This window comes from Actinospineispora eucalypti, from assembly GCF_039543365.1.
Taxonomy (GTDB): Bacteria; Actinomycetota; Actinomycetes; order Mycobacteriales; family Pseudonocardiaceae; genus Pseudonocardia; species Pseudonocardia eucalypti.
Genome location: NZ_BAABJP010000030.1, coordinates 421,940 through 440,425, shown reverse-complemented (window position 1 = coordinate 440,425; position 18,486 = coordinate 421,940). Strand labels below are relative to the sequence as shown.

17 protein-coding genes are annotated in these 18,486 nt (G+C 71.4%); 6 read left to right on the top strand and 11 right to left on the bottom strand.

All coding sequences use genetic code 11. The features are described from left to right. Positions 1–2: 2 nt before the first annotated feature. Together ABEB12_RS27160 and ABEB12_RS27155 are read right to left on the bottom strand one after the other, a co-directional pair. Entirely contained in the window at positions 3–1,544 is a 1,542-nt protein-coding gene (locus ABEB12_RS27160; protein WP_185062590.1) for a carboxyl transferase domain-containing protein, read from the bottom strand. After that, a complete protein-coding gene (locus tag ABEB12_RS27155) occupies positions 1,541–2,665 on the bottom strand; it encodes an acyl-CoA dehydrogenase family protein (protein ID WP_185062589.1) in 1,125 nt (374 codons plus the stop codon). The genes ABEB12_RS27160 and ABEB12_RS27155 overlap by 4 nt, the downstream gene beginning before the upstream one ends. 109 nt (positions 2,666–2,774) lie before the next feature. Here ABEB12_RS27155 and ABEB12_RS27150 point away from each other — a divergent pair, with 109 nt between their 5' ends. Further along, on the top strand, positions 2,775–3,371 hold the full coding sequence (locus ABEB12_RS27150; RefSeq protein WP_185062588.1) for a TetR family transcriptional regulator: 597 nt from the start codon (positions 2,775–2,777) through the stop codon (positions 3,369–3,371). A gap of 380 nt (positions 3,372–3,751) precedes the next feature. Here ABEB12_RS27150 and ABEB12_RS27145 read toward each other — a convergent pair whose 3' ends face one another. Further along, positions 3,752–4,189, bottom strand: a complete 438-nt coding sequence (locus ABEB12_RS27145) for a hypothetical protein (RefSeq protein ID WP_185062587.1) — start codon at positions 4,187–4,189, stop codon at positions 3,752–3,754. An 81-nt stretch (positions 4,190–4,270) separates the two neighbouring features. Here ABEB12_RS27145 and ABEB12_RS27140 point away from each other — a divergent pair, with 81 nt between their 5' ends. After that, on the top strand, positions 4,271–5,053 hold the full coding sequence (locus ABEB12_RS27140) for a crotonase/enoyl-CoA hydratase family protein (protein WP_185062586.1): 783 nt from the start codon (positions 4,271–4,273) through the stop codon (positions 5,051–5,053). Between the two features lie 36 nt (positions 5,054–5,089). Here ABEB12_RS27140 and ABEB12_RS27135 read toward each other — a convergent pair whose 3' ends face one another. The 7 genes from ABEB12_RS27135 to ABEB12_RS27105 are packed head-to-tail and all read right to left on the bottom strand — an operon-like array spanning position 5,090 to position 12,011. Beyond that, positions 5,090–6,253, bottom strand: a complete 1,164-nt coding sequence (locus tag ABEB12_RS27135) for an LLM class flavin-dependent oxidoreductase (RefSeq protein ID WP_185062585.1) — start codon at positions 6,251–6,253, stop codon at positions 5,090–5,092. A gap of 39 nt (positions 6,254–6,292) precedes the next feature. Then, a complete protein-coding gene (locus ABEB12_RS27130; RefSeq protein ID WP_185062584.1) occupies positions 6,293–6,973 on the bottom strand; it encodes an alpha/beta fold hydrolase in 681 nt (226 codons plus the stop codon). After that, positions 6,970–8,304, bottom strand: coding sequence for an MFS transporter (locus ABEB12_RS27125; protein WP_185063102.1), 1,335 nt, complete (start codon positions 8,302–8,304; stop codon positions 6,970–6,972). The genes ABEB12_RS27130 and ABEB12_RS27125 overlap by 4 nt, the downstream gene beginning before the upstream one ends. After that, positions 8,304–9,320, bottom strand: a complete 1,017-nt coding sequence (locus ABEB12_RS27120; protein WP_185062583.1) for a 2Fe-2S iron-sulfur cluster-binding protein — start codon at positions 9,318–9,320, stop codon at positions 8,304–8,306. The genes ABEB12_RS27125 and ABEB12_RS27120 overlap by 1 nt, the downstream gene beginning before the upstream one ends. Further along, positions 9,317–10,309, bottom strand: coding sequence for a 4-hydroxythreonine-4-phosphate dehydrogenase PdxA (locus ABEB12_RS27115; protein ID WP_185062582.1), 993 nt, complete (start codon positions 10,307–10,309; stop codon positions 9,317–9,319). The genes ABEB12_RS27120 and ABEB12_RS27115 overlap by 4 nt, the downstream gene beginning before the upstream one ends. Continuing rightward, positions 10,306–10,773, bottom strand: coding sequence for an aromatic-ring-hydroxylating dioxygenase subunit beta (locus ABEB12_RS27110; protein ID WP_185062581.1), 468 nt, complete (start codon positions 10,771–10,773; stop codon positions 10,306–10,308). The genes ABEB12_RS27115 and ABEB12_RS27110 overlap by 4 nt, the downstream gene beginning before the upstream one ends. After that, positions 10,770–12,011, bottom strand: coding sequence for a Rieske 2Fe-2S domain-containing protein (locus ABEB12_RS27105; protein WP_185062580.1), 1,242 nt, complete (start codon positions 12,009–12,011; stop codon positions 10,770–10,772). Before ABEB12_RS27105 ends, ABEB12_RS27110 begins: the two co-directional genes overlap by 4 nt. A gap of 138 nt (positions 12,012–12,149) precedes the next feature. On the opposite strand from ABEB12_RS27105, the gene ABEB12_RS27100 reads away from it, so the two are divergent. Further along, positions 12,150–12,881, top strand: coding sequence for an IclR family transcriptional regulator domain-containing protein (locus ABEB12_RS27100; protein WP_185062579.1), 732 nt, complete (start codon positions 12,150–12,152; stop codon positions 12,879–12,881). Between the two features lie 830 nt (positions 12,882–13,711). Here the strand turns inward: ABEB12_RS27100 and ABEB12_RS27095 are convergent. Beyond that, on the bottom strand, positions 13,712–14,095 hold the full coding sequence (locus tag ABEB12_RS27095; protein ID WP_185062578.1) for a VOC family protein: 384 nt from the start codon (positions 14,093–14,095) through the stop codon (positions 13,712–13,714). 361 nt (positions 14,096–14,456) lie between these two features. Between ABEB12_RS27095 and ABEB12_RS27090 the strand changes: the two genes are divergently transcribed. The 3 genes from ABEB12_RS27090 to ABEB12_RS27080 are packed head-to-tail and all read left to right on the top strand — an operon-like array spanning position 14,457 to position 18,434. Continuing rightward, positions 14,457–15,890 (top strand): family 2B encapsulin nanocompartment shell protein, encoded by a 1,434-nt coding sequence (locus tag ABEB12_RS27090; RefSeq protein WP_425572277.1) that lies wholly within the window; start codon positions 14,457–14,459, stop codon positions 15,888–15,890. A gap of 1 nt (position 15,891) precedes the next feature. After that, positions 15,892–17,289 (top strand): family 2B encapsulin nanocompartment shell protein, encoded by a 1,398-nt coding sequence (locus ABEB12_RS27085; RefSeq protein ID WP_185062577.1) that lies wholly within the window; start codon positions 15,892–15,894, stop codon positions 17,287–17,289. Continuing rightward, positions 17,286–18,434, top strand: coding sequence for a family 2 encapsulin nanocompartment cargo protein terpene cyclase (locus tag ABEB12_RS27080; RefSeq protein WP_185062576.1), 1,149 nt, complete (start codon positions 17,286–17,288; stop codon positions 18,432–18,434). The genes ABEB12_RS27085 and ABEB12_RS27080 overlap by 4 nt, the downstream gene beginning before the upstream one ends. The last annotated feature ends 52 nt before the right edge of the window (positions 18,435–18,486 follow it).

Below are 18,486 nucleotides of genomic sequence, written 5' to 3'. Positions count from 1 at the left end.
GGTCAGACGGGGCTGATCGGGTGGTGGCGGCGGCCGGTCTCCCGGCTCCAGCGGTCGGCGTCGACCAGGCGCGCGGACAGCTCCCCGCGCAGGCGTTCCGGCTCGACCACGGCGTCGACCACCAGGTCGCCGCCCATGCGCAGCAGGTTGATGTCGGCGCGCTGCTCGGCGGTGCGGGCGGCCACGAACGCGGCCCGTTCCGCCTCGTCCTGGATGGCGGCGATCTTGTTCGCGTACACCGCGTTGACCGAGGCCTCGGCGGACATCGGGCCGATCGTCGCGGTCGGCAGGGCCAGCGTGGCCCGCGGCTGGAAACCCGGGGCACACATGGCGTAGTAGCCGGCGGCGTAGGCCTTGCGCAGCACCACGGTGTACTTCGGCACCTCGGCGGAGGCCATCGCGGCGATCATCTTCGCGCCGTGGCGGATGATGCCCTGCCGTTCCACCTCCACCCCGACCATGAATCCCGGCACGTCCTGCAGGAACACCAGCGGGACGTTGAACGCGTCGCACAGCGAGATGAACCGGGTGGCCTTGTCGGCCGAGTCGACGAAGATCGCCCCGCTGCGCACTTTCGGCTGGTTGGCCACGATGCCCACCACCCGGCCGTCCAGCCGGGCCAGCCCGACCACCATCTCTTGCGCCCAGCGGGCCTTGACCTCGAAGAACGTGCCGGCGTCCACCACCCGGTCGACCACTTCGCGCACGTCGTAGGCGACGTTCGGGTCGGTCGGGATCAGGCCCGCCGGCCAGGCCTTCTCGGGGTCGGTCGCCGGCTTCCGGGCCGGGGCGGACCGGAAGTCGTCGGGCAGGTAGGACAGCAGCAGGCGGGCCGCCGCGATCGCCTCCCAGTCGGCGTCGAACACCTCGTCGCCGCAGCCGGAGACCTCGGCGTGCATCATCGCGCCGCCCATCGCCTCCAGCGTGGTGCGCTCCCCGGTGACCTTCTCCGCGACGCGCGGGCTGGCCAGGTACATGGACGCGTTCCCGGCCACCATGCCGACCCAGTCGCAGAACGCCGGCATGTACGCCCCGCCGGCCGCCGACGGCCCGTGCAGGCAGCACAGCTGCGGCACCCGCCCGGACAGCCGGACCTGCAGGTTGAAGATCGCCGAGGCGCCGCGACGGCCGGGGAAGAAGCCCATTTGGTCGGTCAGCCGGCCCCCGGCCGAGTCGACCAGGTAGACCACCGGCAACAGGTCCCGGTCCGCCCGCTCCAGGATGCGGATCTGCTTTTCGCAGGTCAGCTCGCCCCAGGAACCGGCCTTCACGGTGAAGTCGTGCGCGATCACCGCCACCGGGCGCCCGTCCACCCGGCCCACCCCGGTGACCACCCCGTCGGCCGGCAGACCTCCGTCGGCGTCGGCCGCGCCGGCCAGCAGCCCGTCCTCGACGAAGGTGCCGGGGTCGAACAGGACCGCCAGGCGGTCCCGCACCGGGAGCTTGTCCGGCCAGCGCGCCGGGTCGCCGCCCCGGCGCGCGCGGCTCGCGGCATCGGCTACGTCGGCTCGGGTGGGTGCGCCGTTCTCGGTCTGGGCGCTCACGCCATGCCCCGGGTCAGGATCTCCAGCTGGATCTCGTCGGTGCCGCCGCCGATGCGCAGGATCCGGGCGTCCCGGTAGTGCCGGGCCACCGCGGACTCCTCGACGAACCCGGCGCCGCCGAACAGCTGCACCGCGTCGTCCACGATCTGGTTGGCGGCGATCGCCGCCAGGTACTTCGCCCGGGCCACCGCGCGCCCCGCCTCCGGGTGCCCGGAGTCCAGCCGGGCGGCGGCCTGGTAGGTCACCAGCCGGGCCGCCTCCAGCCGCACCTCCATGTCGGCCAGCCGGTGCCGGACGGTCTGCAGTGCGGTCAGCGGTTCGCCGAACGCCTCCCGCCGGCGGGCGTAGTCGCCGGCCAGGTCGAGGCATTCGGCGGCGTGCCCGATCCCCATGGCGGCCAGCGCGACGCGTTCCAGCTGGAACCCCTCCATGATCTGGTAGAAGCCCCGGTTCTCCGCGCCGAGCAGCGCGTCCAGCGGGAGCGCCACGTCGTCCAGCAGCACCTCGCGGGTGTCCGAGGCGTGCCAGCCCATCTTCGACAGCGGGTTGCCCAGGCTCAGGCCGGGTGTGCCGCGCTCGACCAGGAACAGGCTCAGCCCCTGTCGCCCGGGTGCCCCGGTGCGGGCGGCCACGACGATCAGGTCGGCCAGCCCGGCGTTGGTGATGAACATCTTCCGGCCGTTCAGCACCCAGCCCCGGTCGGTGCGCCGCGCGGTGGTGGCCACCCTGGCCACGTCCGAGCCGGTGCCCGGCTCGGTGACCGCGATCGCCGCCACCGCCTCTCCCGCGGTGAGCGGCGTCGTCCAGCGGTCCCGCTGCGCGGCGGTGCCGTGCCGGACCAGGTGGGGCGCGGCCATGTACGCGCTGACCAGCGCGGTGACCGCGATGCCCCCGCTGGCCCGGGCCAGCTCCTCGGCGAGCAGCGCCACCGCGAGCGCGCCACCGTCCTCTCCAGGGTTCACCAGGCCGAGGAACCCGGCGGCGCCGAACTGCTTCCACAGCTCGCCGGGAAACTCGCCGGCGGACTCGGCCTGGTCGACCAGCGGGCGCACCTGCCGGTCCACGAAGGCTCGGCAGCTGGCCTGAAAGTCCTGGTGAACCTGGTCGAGCTCCCAGCTCATGCTGCCTCCGAGCGCGCTCCCGAATTTCCCGACCGACCGGGCGGTCGAATCAGTAGAGTCGGATGGCGCCGGTTGTGTCAAGTACGGTCCGTACGGACAGGAGGTGGGCATGACCGAGACGGCGGTGAGCCGCGCCGACCAGCAGCGCGCGCGGGTCACCTCGACGTCCGCGCACATCTTCAGCCGGCGCGGCTTCCGGGCCACCTCGATGAACGAGATCGCGGCGGCGGTCGGGCTGTCCAAGCCGACCCTCTACCACTACTTCCGCAGCAAGGAAGAGCTGCTGGTGCGGATCTACTCGGACGTGCTGGACGAGAGCCTGGTGCTGGCCCGCCGCACGGTCGCCGACGCGGCCTCCCCGCTGGACGCCGTCCGCGACCTGATCGCCGCCCGAGTGGTCTACACCTGCGAACACCAGGCACTCCTGAAGGTCTGCTTCGAGGAGGAGCACGAGCTGCCCGCCGAGCTGGCCGAGGAGGTCCTGCGCCGCCGCCGCGCCTTCGAGCGCTTCTTCGTGGCCGCCCTGGAGCGGCACCTCGAGGAACACCCGAGGGTGCGGCTGGGGATGGCGCCGAAGGTGTACGTGAACATGTGCCTCGGCGCGGTGAACTGGTGTTACAAGTGGTACCGCCCGGATGGTCCGCAGACCCCGGAGGAACTGGGCCGGCAGATGGCCGGCACACTCACCGCCTCCCTGAGCCCCTGACCCCGGCTGGCCGAAGCCCGGTTCGTGCGGCGCGCCAACCTGGTTTACGACGACCCGCCGGTGCGCAGGAGCGTGGCCTCCGGGTGCGGTGCCGGTTCAGAGATCGCTTGGACGGCCGCGGGGGCTGTTGTGGCCTTGGGTGGCGGCCGTTGCGTTCGTTGCCTCGGCCGGCGAGCCGGGCACCGGCCCGAACCATGGTCAACAGGACATGAGGGCCGCTTCAGGTGCCCCGGGGCGACCCCCATGTCCTGTTGACCATGGTTTGGCAGGCAACCGGAGTGACGTGTGCGCCCTTCGCTCGACCTGAACGGGCTTGGTTACCCGGCCTTCGAGGCGGTACTGGTGCACGTCGAGAAGGCCGAGCCGGTCGTCTCGCCCGCCTACACCTTCGGCGGCGCCGACGAACCGGCCCTGGTCGCCGAGTGGTCCACCAGGAGCAGCAGGAACGCCAGGACCAGGGTGCCGCCGAGGGCGACCACGTTCCCGACCTGGTCGATGGCCGGCAGGCCTTGCAAATGGAACAGGTGGAACACCAGGTGGGGGAGGCTGAACACGAACCACGCCGCCCCGGCCAGCCGGAACGTCTCCCGGCGCGGCCTCAGCACCGCCCAGGCGCTGATCGTCAACAGCGCCAGGTACAGGCCGCCCACATCACGGATGAGGTGCTCGTTGTAGGCGCCGATGCCGGACACCCAGTGCCGTCCGGGAAGCGGAAAGGACTCGTAGAACGACATCGGCGCGAACTGCGCCCACAGCCCGACGAACGCCGCCGAAAGGCCGAGTACCGCCGTGACCGCCCGCTGACCGCTGATGCTCATGGCCAATAGACCGGACGGCCCGCCGGAATGTGACATTCGCTCTGAGTTGCGTTGAGAAACTCAACTCGATACGGTTCCTCCATGACCCAGCAGCCGGGCAAGGTCACCATGGCCACCGACGGGCACATCGCCGTGATCACCGTCGACAACCAGGCGAAGCGCAACGCCTACAGCCCCGACATGATGGACCAGCTGGCCACCCACCTGACCACGTTCGACGAGGACGACGGCCTGTGGGTGGCGGTGCTCTGCTCGGCCGGTGAACACACCACCGGCGGCCTGGACATGCCCAAGTTCTTCGGGCCGGACGCGACCTGGAAGGGCGTCCCCGAGGACAAGGTTGACCCGTTCGGGCTGGGGCGGCGCACCGACAAGCCGGTGGTCGCCGTGGTGCAGGGGATCACCTTCACGGTCGGGATCGAGATCGCGCTGGCCGCCGACATAGTGGTTGCCGCCGACACCGCCCGGTTCGCCCAGATCGAGTCCCGGCGGGGCATCGCCCCGCTCGGCGGCGCCCACTTCCGCTACCTGGCCAGGACCGGCTGGGGCAACGCGATGTACCACCTGATGCTGTGCGACGAGTTCGATGCCGAGCGCGCACTGGAGCTCGGCTTCGTGCAGGAGGTCGTGCCGTACGGCCGCCACATCGACCGCGCGCTCGAGCTGGCCCGGGCGATCTGCAAGAACGCCCCGCTGGGGCTGCGGGCTACCAAGCGGGCGGCCCGTTCCTACCTGGAGGCCGCCGAACGCGCGGCCATCGCGGAGATCCCGGCGATCCGGGCGCAGGTGTTCGCCTCCGAGGACTTCAAGGAAGGCATCCAGTCCTTCGTCGAGCGGCGGGAGGCCAACTTCCAGGGCCGCTGACGCGGACCGACGCGGTCGGCTCCCTGGTCCGGGCGCTCAGCCGCCGGCCTCGGCGCGCTCCTTCTGGTGGCGGTCGGTCGCCTCCTGGATGGCGTTGGCCTGCCGCTGGTCCAGCTCCTGCCAGCGGGACCGGCCGAACTGCTCGGCCCGCTCCAGCCGTTCGGTGGAGCCCTGGAACCGGGGCTTGACGTACCGGGCGAACAGCTCGTAGCTCTTGGCCGTGGCCTCCGGGTTGGCCCACTCGTGGTGCATCAGCAGGTAGGCGCCGAAGCCGCCGGACTGCTTGTCCAGCCGTTCGATCTGCGCGATCGCGTCCGCCGGGGTGCCGATCACGCCGAGCCCGGTCTCGTTCACCCAGGCCACCCGCTCGTCGAAGGTGCTGCCGGCGGCCCGGAAGTGCGGCGCGGCCACCACCTCCTGCGTGTACTCGCAGAACGCGTCCAGGCCGAAGCGGGCATCCTCGATGGCCTGCTCACGGGTGTCCGCGAGGTGCATCGGGCCGACCAGCCGCCACTTCGACCGGTCCGCCCGGTGGCCGAACTCCGGGGCGCGCTGCTCCATCACGTCCCAGTGCAGGGCCAGCGCGTCGAAACCCTCGCGGGCGGTGGCGCCCACCGACAGCAGCCCGAGCCCGTTCTTGGCGGCCGTCCTCGGCCCGGTCGGTGAGGCGATCGCCGCGACCGAGACGTCGAAGTCGCTGTACGGGACCAACTGGGTTCGGGCGTCCACCAGGGTGTACCGGTTGGTCTGCGCGGAGACCGTCTCGCCGCGCAACAGCGCCATCAGCACGTCGGTGTCGTGCTCCAGCGCGCCGCGCTGCTCCTCCAGGGTAATGCCGATCATCGTGGCGTCGGTGGGCAGTGCGCCCGGCCCGAGGCCGAGCATGAACCGGCCCCGGGTGAGGTGGTCGAGGAAGATCGCGCGATCGGCCACCCACAGCGGGTTGTGGTACGGCAGCGAGACCACCCCGGTACCCAGCTTGATGTGCCGGGTGTGGTTGGCCGCGTGCGCGATGAAGATCATCGGGTCGGGGATGATCTCGTGTCCGCAGGAGTGGTGCTCGCCGATCCAGGCTTCGTCGTAGCCGTACCTGTCCAGCAGCCGCAGCACATCCAGGTCACGTTCGTAGGCGGAGATCGGGTCCTGGCCGACGGGCGAGTGGAACGGGGCCATGAAGATGCCGAAACGAAGACGGGACACGGGGTTCTCCTCCACATTGAGGTCCGGGTATGGCCAGCATCACACGCCGAGCAGCAGCTCCGCGACCTCCGTCGGGCGGGAGAGCATCACCATGTGCCCGGCGTCCAGCCGGTGCACCCGGTCCGCGCCGGCGGCCATCCGCTCCTGGTTCGCCGGCAGGATGGACTCGTCCCGGGAGCACAGCAGGTAGGTCACCGGGTGGTGCCGGGCGGGCGCACCACTGGGGCTGGTGAAGCTGGCGATCGACTGCTGGCGCAGACCGGCGAAGAACTCCGCGAACCGGTCGGCCGGCAGGTCGGCGGCCATCACCAGCTGGGCCACCTCCGGGTCGCCGGTGACCCGCAGCGCGGCGCCGGCCGGGGCCGGGACGACCCATTCGACGGTGTGCTCGGAGCGCAGATCCATGATCGACTCACCGGCGCCGGGCAGGAACGCGGCCAGATAGACGCTGTGCCGGACCCGGGGGTGGTCGGCCAGCTCGGTGATCACCATCCCGCCGTAGGAGTGGCCGACCAGCACCACGTCCTCGCCCTCGGGCAGGCCGTCCACCACCGCCCGCACGTGCTTGGCGTCGGCGGCCAGGTCGGCCAGCTCGGGGCCGCCGCTGGGCAGCCCGGCGATCGGTTCCGCCCGGTGGCCGGCCGCGGTGAGCGGCGGGGTCACCTGCCGCCAGACCGAACCGTCGCACCAGGCGCCGTGTACCAGGACGAACGTGCTCACGTGGGGGCCTCCTCAGCGTACCGGCGGTGCAGGAACAGGACGGCCAGCCCGGCGGCGAGCACCGGCACGGCCATGGCCAGGAAGATGCCACGCGCGGACCACTGCGCGGCCAGCGCCCCGCCCACCACGATCGGCCCGAGAATTCCGCCCACCCGCCCGATGCCCAGCGCCCAGCCCACCCCGGTGGACCGGATGGAGGCCGGGTAGAACACCGCCGCCAGCGCGATCAGGCTCTTCTGCCCGCCGCTGATCGCGCAGCCGGCCAGGAAGTTGGCGGTCATGAGCAGCCACAGCGGCGCGCCGAACGCGAGCCCGGTCGCCGCCACGAACACCGCGCCGGCCAGGTAGAACACCCCGAGCGTGCGGTACGCGCCGAGCCGGTCCATGGCCGGCCCGGTGACGAAGGCGGCGGCGATCCCGCCGACCGTGGTCAGCGTGGTGGCCGCGACGACGGTGCTCATCGCGTGCCCCAGGTCGGTGAGCATGGTGGGCAGCCAGCTCTGCAGGGCGTAGAACTCGCCGAGGTTGATCGCGAACACGAACCAGAGCAGCGCGGTGCCCAGCACCCGGTGGCGGGTGAAAAGGCTGCTCAGCGCGGCGCGCCGGCCGGTGTCCTCGGCGGGCGCGGCGAACGCCGGCTCGCCGGGCAGCGAGGGGTCGATCCGGCGGAACACCCCGGCGATCCGTTCCCGGTCGGCGCCCCGGCGGATCAGGTGCACGGGCGACTCCGGCAGGAACAGCACCAGTAGCGGCACCAGCGCCAGCGGCAGCAGCGCGCCGACCCAGAACACCGACCGCCAGCCGTGCGCCGGGATCAGCCACCCGGCGACCAGCCCGGCGACCACGAACCCCAGGGAGAACCCGCAGTAGATGACCAGCACGAACGTGGCGCGCAGCCGTTTGGGGCTGAACTCGCCGGTGAGCGCGACACAGCTGGGTGCCGCGGCCCTCAGGCCCAGCCCGGTGAGGAAGCGCAGCACCATCAGCTCCTCGACCCCGCCGGCCCAGACCGCGCCTAGGGTGCACACGGCGAATGCCGCCGTGGCCACGATGATCATCCGGCGGTGGCCGAACCGGTCGGAGAGCGGGGACAGCGCCAGGTACCCGATCATCAGCCCGACCAGCGCCGAGGAGAAGACCGGGCCGAGGACCGCGCTGGTCAGGCCCCATTCCTTGGCGATGTGCGGCGCGGCGTAGCTGATCGCCTGGGTGTCGAAGCCGTCCAGGAACATGACCAGCCCGCACAGGCCGATCACGCCGTACTGGAACCGGCCGACCGGCCGGTCGTCGACGAACTCGGGCAGGCGCACGGTGTGGGTTTCCAGGGACATCATCGGCCCTTTCCGGAGGAAGCTACGAAGGTGTCGTGGACGAACCGCTCCTCGGGCAGCCCGGCGGCGAGGAACGCCTTCCGGGCGGCCGAGGTCATCGCGGATCCGCCGCACGCGCAGACCAGGTGTCCGCGCAGGTCGGGGTGGTCGCGCAGCACGGCGTCCTGCACGTAGCCGGTGTGCCCGGCCCAGCCGGGGTCCGGGCGGGAGAGCACCGGGACGAACCGGAACCACTCGTACTTGGCGGCCCAGCGGCCGGCCAGGTCGGCCTGGTAGAGGTCCGCCGGGCGCCGGCCGCCCCAGTACAGCCACACCGGGCGCCCGCCGCCCCGCTCGGCCAGGTGCTCGACGATCGACTTCGCCGGGGCGAAGCCGGTGCCGGTGACCACCAGCAGCACCGGGCACGCGGAGTCGTCCACCCCGAACTCGCCGAACGGCAGTTCCACGGTGAGCACGTCACCCCTGGCCAGCCCGTCCAGGAACGGCCCGGAGAACCGGCCGTCCGGCACCCGCCGCACGTGCAGGAGCGCCCCGTCGCTGCGCCCGGGCGGGTTGGCCATGGAGTAGTTGCGGGTGTCGCCGTCCGGCAGCGCGACGGTGAGGTACTGGCCGGCGCGGAACGGCACCCGCACCCCGGCCGGGAAGCGCAGCTGCAGGACCGCGACGTCCGGGGCCGGTGCGGTGACCTTGTGCAGCCGGGCCCGGACGGTCCGCCGCTCGGGCGGTGCGCTCCGGGAGACCCGCCGCACCGCGACCTCCAGGTCGGTGCACGGCCGGGTCTGGCAGAGCAGCACCTCCTCGGCGCGGCCGCGCACCGGCCCCCGCCCGTGCACCGGCCCGCGCCCGCGCACATCGGCCGAGCCTGCGACCAGGCCGCCCTCGCAGCTCGCGCAGACCCCCTTGCGGCAGGAGTAGGGGAGCGCATAGCCGGCGCGCTCGGCGGCGGCCAGCACGGTCTCGCCCGGTTCGCACGGGAACCGGATTTCGGTGCCGCTGACCAGGACCTGGTGACTCACGCCGGCACCCTCCCCGCCGGCGCCGCCGCCGGTGTCCCGATCAGGCGGATCGCCCGCACCACCGCCTCGGGGTCGGCCACGCCCCGCCCGGCGATGTCGAAGGCGGCGCCGTGCCCGACGCTGGAGAAGGCCAGCCCGGCGCCCACGGTCAGTGCGCTCGCGGTCCGCCCGGCCAGCACCTTGACCGGGATGTGGCCCTGGTCGTGGTACATCGCCACCCAGGCGTCCAGCTCGCCGCGCACCACCGGCGAGGCCAGCGCCACGTCCGCCCCGAGCGGCCCGACGACCCGCAGGCCCTCGCCGCGCAGCCGCTCGGCGGCCGGCTCGGTGACCCGCGCGTCGTCCCCGCCGAACAGGCCGCCCTCGCCGGCGTGCGGGTTGATGCCGAACAGGCCCAGCCTCGGAGCGACGACCCCCCGGGTGCGCAGGAACTCGGCCGCGGCCAGCCCGGCGGCAACCACCAGGTCGGCGGACAGCCGGCTCAGCGCGTCGGCGAGGCGCTCGTGCAGCGTGGCGTGCACGACCCGCAGCCCGCCGCCGACCAGCATCAGGAACACCCGGTCCCGGGGCACGCCGGCGAGGTCGGCGAGCAGCCCCGGATAGCCGTCGAACCGGATGCCCGCCGCGTTCACCGCCGTCTCCGAGTGCGGGCCGGCGACGATGCCCCGGCCGAGCCCGGCCCGGACCGCGGCCACCGCCGCGCGCAGGTTGGCGACGGTCGCCTCGCCCGCTTCGGCGCTGACCACTCCGGGCCGCGCCGTAGGCCCTGGCACGGGCAGCACGTCGACCAGCCCGGGCTCCGGTTCCCGGGCGGAGTCCAGCTCGCGGACCCGCGCGCCGAACACCTTCGCCCACGGCTCGACCACGGCGACGCTCCCGACCAGCACCGGGGCCAGCTCCGGCTCGGCGGTGAGCTGCCGCGCGGCCTTGACCGCGATCTCCGGGCCGATCCCGTTCGGGTCCCCGATGCTCAGAATCACCCTGCTCACAGCGGGAGCGCCAGCAGCGTGTCGATGCGCGAGCTGTCGCAGACGACCACGCGTTCGGCGAGCTTGGGTTCCTCGGGCTCCAGGTCGTAGCGGTCCAGGTAGCGGCCGGAGGCGAACAGGTCGCTCGCGCCGTCCCGCATGATCCGCACCACCAGGAACGGCGTCTCCGCACGGATTTCGCCGTCGGCCTCGTCCAGCAGGAAGGGCTGCCCGAGGATGTGCCGGTAGCTGTGCCGTTCGTAGATGTTGGCCTCGCGCAGGGCGGTGACCCGGTCGACCAGCATGTCCCGGTTGTCGGCCCAGATCATCCCGGCCTCCAGGCCCTCGCGGTGGCTGTCGGCGTTGGTGACCAGGTAGAAGCACTTCTCGGTGAAGAAGTCCGGCCAGCGCTCCAGGTCGTCGGCGTCGATGCACCGGGCGTAGGCGGCCTGCGCGCGGGCGATCCGCTCGTACGCGCTGGTCACGACAGCTCCATCGCGTTCAGGTAGGCCTTCCAGAAGCCGCGGATGGACGCCTCGGTCACCCGGCTCTCGCTGGACGCCGACGACTCGCCGCCCATCTCGACCACCGCCTCCTGGTCCCCGGCGCCGGCCACCCCGCGCCGCACGAACCCGCCGACGCAGCCGTCCTCCATGGAGATGTAGCCGGCCGAGCCGACCAGGTTGGACTGCTTGAGCCGGACCCTCCGCTGTTCCGGGGTGTCCTCGGCGAAGCCGAGCAGTGTCCAGTTCAGCTCGGTGCGGTCCACGCCCCGGGGGAGGATCTGCCGGACCGCCACCGAGTTCTGGATCTGCTGCAGCACGAACGCCGGGAAGGTGGAGAGGATCTGCAGCGTGGTGTCGTCCCCGACCTCGCTGAACCCGTCCAGCAGCGACGGGTCGGCCAGCCGGTAGCCGCTGTCCGAGCGGATGTCCGTGTACGACGCGTCCTTTTCCGCCTCCCGGTCGATCGCCGAGTAGCTGACGTGGTGCCCGCCGTCCTCGCTGACGATGATCCCGCCGCGCATGTTGAGCTTGTTCAGCTCGAACGTGGTGAAGAACAGGTGCAGGATGCTCGCGTGGTAGGAGTCCTTGACGTTCTCCACGTACAGCTTCCAGTTGTTGGGCAACATCTGGGTGTACCGGCCGATGATCACCGGTGTGCGCCCGCCGAGCACCCGCTCGATCCGGTCGGAGATCTCCTCGCCGAGGTAGTCCTCGACGTCGTCCACGTCCTCGGAGAGGCTGGCGAAGACCAGCCCGTGCACCACCGCCAGGCGCAGGCGGCGCGGGCCGTGGTCGGACCGGCAGAAGCCGGCCGGCATGCCGCCCTGGCCCTTGATGCCGTCCTGGAAGGCGACCCCGGTGAGCTCGCCGCGCAGGTTGTACGACCAGGCGTGGTAGACGCAGGTGAAGTCCTTGGCGGTGCCCCGGTCGTCCAGCGCGAGCAGGGCGCCCCGGTGGGCGCACCGGTTCTCGAACCCGTACAGCTCGCCATCGTGGTCCCGGGCGACGATCACCGGTAGGTCCCCGAGGAAGCTGGCCCGGAACCGGCCCGGCGCGTCGACCTCGCTCTCCAGGCAGACGAAGTTCCAGTGCGGCCCCCGGAACAGCCGCTCCTGCTCGCGGGCGTAGACGTCCTCGCGCTGGAACACCCAGTACGGGACCCGGGTGGGGGTGCTCGGCCACTTGGGCAGCTCGGTTGGGGACATCACAGTGGCCATCGGCGGATCTCCTCGTGCGCGCCCTTGACAGGCGTCGCAATTGTTCGTATAACGAACGCAATGCCCGTTTCTCGAACAGTAGAACCAGGGTCGCCGGACGGTGTCAACCGTCCGGGTTCTCAGCGCGCCCCGGAGGGGATGGCCGGCCTGGCCAAGGGGCTGGCGGTCATCGAGGCGTTCGGGCAGGTCTCCCGGCTCACCGTGGCCGAGGCCGCGCAGCGCACGGACATCACCAGGGCGGCCGCCCGGCGCTGCCTGCTCACCCTCACCGACCTGGGCTACCTCACCCACGACGGGAAGAACTTCCGGCCCACGCCGCGCATGCTGCGCCTGGGCGGGGCCTACCTGGACACCGCGTCCCTACCCACCCTGGCCCGCCCGCACCTGACGGCCGCCCGCGACGCGCTCACCGAGTCGGTCTCGCTCGCGGTGTGGGAGGACGGCGGCTCGGTGTTCGTGGCCCGGGCCGAGGCGAAGCGGATCGTGTCCACCGGGGTGCGGATCGGCGCCCGGCTGCCCGGGCACTGCTCGGCCACCGGGCGAGTGCTGCTGGCCGGGATGTCCGACGAAGAGGTGGCCGCGTACCTGGCGGCCGGCGGGCGCGAGCGGCGCACCACGCACACCGTGGTCGCGCCGGACGAGCTCACCGCGATCGTGCGCGCCGCCCGTGCGGACGGCTACGCCACCAGCGACGAGGAACTGGAGCTGGGCCTGCGGGCGGTCGCGGTGCCGGTGCGCGACGCCCGGGGCGTCACCGTCGCGGCGATGAGCGTGAGCGCCTCCAGCGCCCGGGTAACCGCCGCCGAGATGCACCGCGCCTTCGTCCCGGTACTGGCCGCCGAGGCATCCCTGCTCAGCCGCAAGCTCTAGCTGATTCAGTCACTTGAGCAGGCTGGTTCGGTCACTTCTGGTGTTGAGTCACCCTTGCTATGACGTGTTTCGGAGTGCTGACCCGCCGGGTTTGAACGGAGTTGAAGGCCGCCTGGACGATACGGCGGGGGAGTTCCGTCGCGGCCGCGGTGGCGCCTCGTGTGTGCGACACGGGCGCCGGTATCCGGAGGCTGCTTGATCATCAGGCAGTCGGGGTCGTTGTCGGCCACCACAATCACGCTGACTGCCTGTTGATCACCGATCACCTGGTCACCATGACATCCGGGCCGCCGCGCACGGGGAGGCCGTCACCTCATCCTCGGGCGGCCGGTGCCTGCCTCATCGCCACGAGGAACGGCGGGCCGGGGTCAGGCGGTGGGTGATCGTCGTTTCTGGCGGTAGAGCCGCGCTCGGGCGACCTTGATCGCTGCTTGTGGCGGTACGACCGCGAAAATCGCGGCGACACCGCCCGAGACGACGATCACCCACCGCCTGGCCCCGGCCCAGCCACCACGGCAGCGTCAAGGACAGCGCGAGGCGGCCAGAGGCCCGTGGGTCCTGGTCGTGGAACGAACGAGAACCCGCCGGGCGGCACCGCGGCTGCGGCAGAGTTCCACGCCGCGCCGTCCAAGTCGGTCTCTTAAACCGGCACCGGTCCCTCCTCGGCCCGGACCGACACACTTTGAACAGGCTCTAGATCGACCGGATCACCCTGCCAAGCCGACCGACTCACCGTGCTAAACCGACTGAATCACCGTGCCAAACCGACTGAATCAGGTTAGGGGCTGAACTGGGTGCCGCTGCCGGCGCTGCTGAGCCGACCGTGGCGCTCAGCCGCGCTTGATCTCCTGGAGGGACCAGCCGTTGCCGTCGGGGTCGGCGAAGAACGCGAACCGGGATCCGGGGGCGCCCTCTGGGCCGAGCTGCTGCACCGGGGTGATCTCCACGCCCCGCTCGGCCAGTATCGCGCGGGCGGCGTCGATGTCCTGCACGACCAGCTGTGCGCCCTTGGTGGCGCCGGGCTCGCCGAGCGGCATGCCCTCGCCGATCACGATCGAGCAGGCCGATCCCGGCGGGGTCAGCTGTACCACCCGCATGCCCTCGGTCGGTCGGATGTCGTGGTCCAGGTTGAAGCCGATGCGGTCGACGTAGAACGCCTTCGCGGCGTCCACGTCGGACACCGGGATGCCGATCACCTCGAGCTTCATCTCCATGGGTGTGACCGTACCGGCTATCCGTGTCCTCTTCCCATCCCGGGTATAGGTACTCGGATCGGTCAAACTCATTATATCAATTCATGAGTTTACTTAATCTCTTTCAGGGTGCCATTCTCAGCTTTCACGGGTGACTCAACCGCGTCACTCGGCTGAGGGTTACTGCCCGGGAACCTCTCCCGCTCGGCTGTCTACTCTGCTTAACTGTGCGCCGCAGAAAGACGTTTCGCGCTGCTTCTGAAGAAGCTCGATCAAGCCGCCCAGCGGGTTTTCGTGATTCCCGCCCGACGTCAATTGTTGTTCAGCTATTCGCCGTTCTTGACCCGTGGGTCCACGCAAAGAGGAAAGGTGTGAGCAGGCCTTGACCGAAGTACTGGAGCCGGGCACGCAGATTGATACGGACCAGCCGGCGCAGAGCCTGAGTACGGCGGCCGCGCGCAACCTGGCGACCACCACCAAGTCGGTCCCGCAGATGCAGGGGATCACCTCCAGGTGGCTGTTGCGAAAGCTGCCCTGGGTGGAGGCGGCGGGCGGTGCCTACCGGGTCAACCGGCGGCTCAGCTACGTGGTCGGCGACGGCCGGCTGACCTTCACCAACGTCGGCGACAACGTCAGCGTCGTGCCCGGGGAGCTGCGCGAGCTGGCCCTGCTGCGGGACTTCCAGGACCCGGACAGCGAGGCCATCCTGGCGGCGCTGGCCGAGCGGTTCACCCAGCGCGAGTACGCCCAGGGCGAGGTGATCGTGGAGTTCGGCCACCAGGCCGACGCGCTGCACCTGATCGCGCACGGCAAGGTGGACAAGGCCGGCGTCGGCAAGTACGGCGAGCCGACCAGGCTGGGGGTGCTGGCCGGCGGGGACTACTTCGGTGACCAGGAGCTCGCCGCGTCCGACGGGATCTGGGAGTTCACCGCCCGGGCGGTCACCAGGTGCACCGTGCTGTCGCTGTCCAAGCGGGCCTTCGCGGAGCAGCTGGACCGGTCCGAAGCGCTGCGCGCGCACGTCGAGGCCGGTCCGGGCACCGACGGGCGGGTGCTCAACGACCACGGCGAGGCGGCCATCGACGTGGCCTCCGGGCACGCCGGCGAGCCGGCCATCCCGAGCACCTTCGTCGACTACGAGCTGGCCCCGCGCGAGTACGAGCTGTCCGTGGCGCAGACGGTGCTGCGCATGCACACACGGGTCGCCGATCTCTACAACAAGCCGATGGACCAGCTGGACCAGCAGCTGCGGCTGACCATCGAGGCGCTCCGCGAGCGGCAGGAGCACGAGATCGTCAACAACCGCGAGTTCGGCCTGCTGCACAGCGCCGACATGGGCATGCGGGTGCCCACCCGCAACGGCCCGCCGACCCCTGACGAGTTCGACGAGCTGCTCGCCATGGTGTGGAAGGAGCCCGGCTTCTTCCTGGCCCACCCGCGCACGATCGCGGCATTCGGCCGGGAATGCACCAAACGTGGCATCTATCCCACCGGGGTCGATGTCGGCGGCCACAAGATACCCGCCTGGCGGGATATTCCAATCTTCCCGTGCAACAAGATCCCAGTGTCCGAGAGCCATGCCAGTTCGGTGATGCTAATGCGCGTCGGTGAACAAAACCAAGGCGTTGTCGGGCTACATCAGACCGGAATTCCGGATGAGTACCAGCCCGGCCTGTCCGTCCGATTCATGGGCATCAACGACAACGCGATCACCTCGTATCTGGTCAGCGCTTACTACTCCGCCGCGGTATTGGTGCCGGACGCGCTGGCGGTGCTCGAGGACGTCGAGGTAGGCCGCACCGACTCGGAGGGATGACTTGACCGAGCTGCTCGAGCCGACCGAAGCGGCGCCGCCGCGGAGCCTCAGTACCGGCGCCGCCCGCAAACTCAGCACCACCACGAAGACGGTCCCGCACACGCCGGCGATCACACCGCGCTGGCTGTGCCGGAGCCTGCCGTGGCTGGACCTGGACGCCGGGACCTACCGGGTCAACCGCAGGCTGACCTACACCGTGGGCGACGGCCGGGTGACCTTCGTCAGCACCGGCGAGGACATCCGGGTGATACCGGCCGAGCTGCGCGAGCTGGCGCCGCTGCGCGGACTGCCCACCGATGCGCCGCTGGAGGCGCTGGCCGACGCGTTCGAACGCCGTGAGTACGCGGCGGGGGAGACCATCGCCTCCGCCGGCACGCCGGCGGAGCAACTGTTCCTGCTCGCGCACGGCAAGGTGGACCAGCTCGGCAGCACCCAGCACGGCGCGGAGTCGCTGCTCGGCACGCTCACCGGCGGTGACCACTTCGGTGCGACTGAACTGGTCGGCGGCGGCCACTGGCGGCTCGGCTACCGGGCGGTGACCCCCTGCATCACCCTGGCGCTGACCCGGCGGGCCTGGGAGCGCTGGCGGGAGGCCGACCCGGAGCTGCGCGAACACCTGGGTACGGCGACGGCGAACGGGCTGCCCGTGCGCAACAAGTACGGCGAGGCGGTGATCGACCTGGCCTCGGGACACGTGGGCGAGGTGCCGGTACCTGGCACCTTCGTGGACTACGAGCCGGAGCCGAGGGAGTATCAGCTGTCCCTCGCGCAGGCCGTGTTGCGTGTGCATACCCGGGTGGCCGACCTGTACAGCGAGCCGATGGACCAGGTCGAGCAGCAGCTGCGGCTGACCTTCGAGGCGCTGAACGAGCGCCAGGAGCACGAGCTGGTGAACAACCGCGACTTCGGCCTGCTGCACAACGTGGACCTGAGCCAGCGGGTGCAGGCGCGCACCGGGCCGCCCACCCCGGAGGATCTGGACCGGCTGCTGGCCCGGCGCCGCAAGACCCGGCTCTACCTGGCGCACCCCCGGGCCATTGCCGCGTTCCGCGCCGAGTGCACCCGCCGGGGGTTGTACCCGGAGGGCGTCGAGGTGGATGGCACGCCGCAGATGGCCTGGCGCGGGGTGCCCATGCTGCCCTGCGACAAGATCCCGATCGAGGCCGACGGCAGCACCACGATCCTGGCCATGCGCACCGGCGAGGACAACAACGGCGTGGTGGGCCTGCGCCAGACCGGCCTGCCGGACGAGCACCGTCCGGGGCTGAGCGTGCGGTTCCTCGGCATCGACGACCGCGCCATCAGCTCGTACCTGGTCAGCACCTACTTCTCCGCCGCGGTGCTGGTGCCCTCGGCGCTCGGCGCCCTGGAGAACGTCCAACTCGGAGGAGCGGCATGAGCCTCACCGCTGTGACTTCCCCCGGGGCGGCGGTGCTGGCGGACATGGCCGGGGCGCCGTCGGCGGAGCTGGCCACCGTGCTGCGGCCGGAGCCGGCGGCCGCCTCGCTGGTGCGCCGGTTCGCCGGCGGCCTCGGTACCTCGGCGCTGCGGCGGTTCGTGCCCGAGGAGCCCGCGCCGGCCGGGGAGGACGACATGCCGGAGCTGTTCTGCCCCGGCCCGCTGCGCGACGACCCGGCGTTGGGGGAGGAGGTCAACGAGCGGCTGGTGGAATGGGCCGACCAGGTCGGCATCTACCCCGGGGCGCTGGACCGGCTGCGCACCTGTAACTTCGGCCGGCTGATCATGTTGACCCACCCGGCCGCGCAGGACCCGGACCGGCTGCTGGCGGCGGCCAAGTGCGTGGTCGCGGAGTGGGCGGCGGACGACTACTACGTGGACGAGGTGTCCCTCGGCGCCGATCCCAAGGTGGTCGGCTCGCGGCTGGCCAAGCTGCACGCCATCGTGGACCCGGCCCCGTTGCCGGCCCGCTACCAGCCGGAGCTGGACGGGTTCCGGGAGGCCGAGCCGATCGCCACCGCGTTCCGTACCGCGATGGAACACCTGGCCCGGTACACCTCGCCGGCCCAGCTGGGCCGCTTCCAGCACCAGATGTCGATCCTCTACGTGGCGTGGAACCAGGAGGCGGACTGGCACGCCAACGGTCGCACCCCGCCGGTCTGGGAGTACCTGGTGCAGCGGCACCTGAACAGCTACCTGCCGCCGATGATCCTGGTGGACGTGCTGGCCGGCTACGAGCTGTCGCCGACCGAGTTCTTCCACCCCAGGGTGCGGCGGGCGTTCACCATGGCCGGCGACGCCGCCGTCCTGCTGAACGACCTGCACTCGGCCTCGCACGAGTCGGACACCGACTTCAACCTGCCCCGGGTGATCGCGATCGAGGAGAAGTGCACGCCCCGCGAGGCGGTCAAGCGCACCGTGGAGATCCACAACGAGCTGATGCGCACGTTCGTGGCCGAGGCCTCCGCGCTGAGCCTGACCGGGTCGCCGACGCTGGTGCGCTTCCTCGCGGACACCTGGGCCTGGCTGGGCGGCAGCCGCGAATGGCACGCCACCACCGGCCGGTACCACGCAACCAGTCAGTAGTCAGTCCGCTCCAACCAACCCGAAAGGAACCGTTTCTGTGACGACCGCGCCC

Coding starts and splice junctions, on each gene's coding strand:
- ABEB12_RS27155 (WP_185062589.1), bottom strand. CDS start 2,665: ATGAGCTGGGAGCTCGACCAGGTTCACCAGGACTTTCAGGCCAGCTGC.
- ABEB12_RS27150 (WP_185062588.1), top strand. CDS start 2,775: ATGACCGAGACGGCGGTGAGCCGCGCCGACCAGCAGCGCGCGCGGGTC.
- ABEB12_RS27145 (WP_185062587.1), bottom strand. CDS start 4,189: ATGAGCATCAGCGGTCAGCGGGCGGTCACGGCGGTACTCGGCCTTTCG.
- ABEB12_RS27140 (WP_185062586.1), top strand. CDS start 4,271: ATGACCCAGCAGCCGGGCAAGGTCACCATGGCCACCGACGGGCACATC.
- ABEB12_RS27125 (WP_185063102.1), bottom strand. CDS start 8,304: ATGTCCCTGGAAACCCACACCGTGCGCCTGCCCGAGTTCGTCGACGAC.
- ABEB12_RS27105 (WP_185062580.1), bottom strand. CDS start 12,011: ATGGCCACTGTGATGTCCCCAACCGAGCTGCCCAAGTGGCCGAGCACC.
- ABEB12_RS27100 (WP_185062579.1), top strand. CDS start 12,150: ATGGCCGGCCTGGCCAAGGGGCTGGCGGTCATCGAGGCGTTCGGGCAG.
- ABEB12_RS27095 (WP_185062578.1), bottom strand. CDS start 14,095: ATGGAGATGAAGCTCGAGGTGATCGGCATCCCGGTGTCCGACGTGGAC.
- ABEB12_RS27080 (WP_185062576.1), top strand. CDS start 17,286: ATGAGCCTCACCGCTGTGACTTCCCCCGGGGCGGCGGTGCTGGCGGAC.